We start from the raw sequence: 3,573 nt of genomic DNA, 5'->3' as shown, positions 1-3,573 counted from the left end.
CAAGGGGTGGCTTTTTCAACGTAGATCGGCCGCTGGGGATAATAACGGCATAATTCCGAACTTCTTAAGCAGGTTTATTAAACTTCTACCGAGCTGGAGAATAAACATTCAGGTGCCCAGCAGGTTACGCCAGATCGCGATGCTCGGCTTCGAAGTTCGGGTTTAACTTCGAGTTTCAGACTTTAAGCTAAAACCCGGCGTTCACACTCAGGTTAATCCGGTGCTCGGCGTACTGCGGATTGAGAATCGCGTCGTAGCCCAAACGCACCGACCAGCCGTTGGGCAACAGCGCCGAAAGACTCGCCCCTGGGTTGAATGACTCACCGCCTCCCGCTTGCGGCTGGACCTTAAAATTTCCCCCGCCAATGGCGAACTGCGCACGGATAGCCTCGGGATTATAATGCTGGCGGCTCACCCCCAGGCTCACATCCGGAACCCAGCCGATGCGCTTCCACATGAAGGGCCGACTCACATGAAATCCGAGCGTGGTCACCAGTGAATCCGCGTTCTGCCGCGCCACCTTCAAATCTGCAATAGAACCGGTCTCATCAAAGCCGTCGATTTGCGCATGATCATACGCCAACGAGGCGGTGGCCCCGATTATATAGTCGCCGACTTTAAAATCGTAACCGGTGGCCAACAGGCCGCCGTAACTAAGGCCTTGGGTTTCACCGCTGGCGGTTTGATTTAAGAAAGCGATTTCACGTTTACTATCATAATTCGAAAAGCCCGCCGACACTGAGGTCGTAACAAAAAACCCGTTGTTGTGGTAATCGTAAAAAACACCCAACCGGCTGGTCGCGGTGCGGGCGCTGCCATTGTTGGACGAAAAATCGGTGTCGGCATACGCCTGACTCACCACCAGCCCCACGGACTGGTACTCATTCACCGCGTAATCCACCCCTGCGGTGGCCGCACCGGTCTGCGTGAAGGAACCTAACCGCTCGGCCGAACCATCGACTGCGGCAAACGCACCCGTGGCACTGGCAAAGTAACCGAAGCGTTTTTGGGGTTTTGCCGTGGCGATTTGATACTGCACACCGTCCTCAATCACCGTTTCCATGCGGTAATCTTCGGTGGCGGCGGGGGTGGCCACACCGTTGAGACTGACCGAGGCGGGGCCGAAACGGCGCAGTTCCGCGCTGCGTTGTTGGAGGTTGGAGTTGAGGATCGAGGCGGACTGGAAGGTGGTGGCGGCCAGTGCAGTGAGTTTTTCCGGGGTGAGCTGGTCGTAGGCGGTGCGCAGGCCGGCGGCGTCTTTGGCTTTGAGGCCGTTAAACAAAATCCCGCGTGCGTCGAGGGTGGTGCGCTGATCGAGCTCGAACGGGAGGCTGGGATTCCGCAGGGATTGGAGGGCCGCACCGATTTGAATTTGGTTGGCGTTGAGGCCGACCACGGCGGAAGCGTAGTCCGTCGGGACGGCGTAAAGGTTGACCGCCGTGGCGGTGTATTCGGTTAGAAAAGTGATGCCCTCGGGCAAGTTTGCGGAGGCGAAATCATACGCCGCAAACGTGCCCGTAACTGCGCTGCCGGTGATCACCGCATGAACGGCGCCGATGGTCGGCAGGTAGCCGCTCGATCCACTAAAAATCGTCGATCCGTTAAGCGTGCCGCCATTGAGCGTAACTGCACCGGCGGAAACGATTTTATCGTGGAAACCGGCCCCGTTGCCGGCGGTGGCGCCGTCGAGTTCGATCGTGACTAAGCTGCCGGAGTTCACGGTGAGTGAGCCGATGTTCTGGATCGCGGGCGAGTTACCCGGGCTGTAGGTGCCGGTTGTGTCGACAACCACCGCACCGCTGATGTCGCCGCGACCTTTGAGCGTGCCGGAGCCTGCAACCGTGATATTTCCCGCCCAGTTCCCCCCGGCGGCGCTGCCAACCACCAAGGTGCCGGTGTTAAACGTGGTGGTGCCGGTAAACGTGTTGCCACCGGCCAACAAAACGGAGCCGGTGCCGTTTATAATTAAGTTACCGATGTCGCTACCAATATTACTCATTACGGTAATATCACCGGCACCGCCCAACGTGAGGTTAAACCCAGCGCCGGTAATCGTGCCGGTGTTGCTCAAGGTAAGCGTCCCGGCGTCGGAATTTATCAGCGTTGACCCGCCAAGGGTGACCAAACCGGCGTAGGTATTGGTGCCCGATATATTGCGCAGCGCACCGTCGTTGCTCACGCCGGTGCCGCTGAGGGTGAGGGCCTCGGCGCCCACATTGATGTCGCCTTGCAACTGCAAGGCGGCACCGGAGGCCACTGTGGTGCCGGCAGCGGTGGTGCCGAGCGCGGTGGAGTTTTGGATGTTTAAAACACCCGCCGAAACCGTAGTCGCTCCGGTAAAACTGTTGGCACCGCTGAGAGTCAGTGTGCCCGCACTGGCCTTGGTCAGGCTGCCGCCGGTACCCGAGATCACTCCGGAGCTGGTGCCGTCGCTCACGGTGAGCGTGGTCGAAGCGCCCAAGTTAAGCGTCCCGCCGTTGGTCAGTGTGCCGAGGGTTTGGCCGGCGTTGGCGAAAGTGGCCGTACCGCTCGCGCCGAGGGTGAGCGAATTGCCGCTCGCCAAACTACCGCCGCTGCCAACTGCGAGCGTACCCGCGTTCACGGTGGTGAGCCCCGTGTAGGTGTTGGCCGCGTTGAGACTGAGCGTGCCGGTGCCGGCTTTCGTGAGCGCACCGCTGCCGGACGCCCCGATGCCGGTGGCAAAAGTGACGTCATTGCCATTGGTATCGACGGTACCCGTGACGCCGTTGTTGATAACCAAGCGCGATGACAGGTCGGTCGTGGTGGACGAACCGTACTGCAAAGTGGAACTCCCGGTAAACGTGACCGCCCCCGCCGTGCCCAGGCCACCGGTGCCGAAGTTAAGCGTACCCGCCGAAAGGTTGGTGCCGCCGGTGTAAGTGTTGGTACCCGTTAGGGTTTGGCTGCCTAAACCGGTTTTGGTGAGGCTCATACCTGCGGCACCATTGGCAATCACACCCGAATAACTCAACGTCGAGCTGGTGCCGGGATTCAGGGTCAAACTCGTGACCGAACCGTAGCCCCCGGTCGTAGTATTAAACAAAGTGGATAGCGCCTTGGTGCCGGTTAAGCCGCCGATGGTCGGTGCGGTGACGCCGGAAAGCACCAGGCCCGCCGTGCTAGAACCCGTGACACTGTTGGTCGCGTCGATCGCACTGTTTTGGAGCGCGAGCGCGTTGGTCAAAGTGAGAATGCCAGCACTCACATTGGTAGTACCTGAAAACGTATTAGCGGCGTCGAGACTGAGTGTGCCCGCACCAAGCTTTTTGAGGCCGGAGCTGGCATTGCCCGAGAGTACGCCGCTGAAGAGGGCGCTGTTGGCAGAGACCTTAACCCTGAGCTCAATGCCGTTGATGGCTATGCCGTTCTGCAACGTCACGGCATGAGTGGAGGCGCTGCTGCCAAAATTGAGCTCCTGAGTTGCGCTCCGCAGGAAGTAGTCACTACCCACGGTGAGGGTATCGGGCGTGGCGTTGCCGCCGATGTTGACCGTGAGAGCGCCGCCTTTAGCGGCAAATCCACCTCCTCCGAATTGATTATCATTTGCCCACT

The 3,573-nt window shown here is 59.4% G+C and carries 1 protein-coding gene; it reads right to left on the bottom strand.

Annotated features, from left to right (window positions below):
• Positions 1–187: 187 nt before the first annotated feature.
• A partial coding sequence (locus ACIQ2X_RS17090) for an autotransporter domain-containing protein (RefSeq protein WP_396180236.1) occupies positions 188–3,573 on the bottom strand: 3,386 nt, incomplete at its 5' end.

This window comes from Flavobacterium sp., assembly GCF_044368625.1.
GTDB lineage: Bacteria > Bacteroidota > Bacteroidia > Flavobacteriales > Flavobacteriaceae > Flavobacterium.
This window is presented reverse-complemented; position numbering and strand designations above follow the sequence as displayed.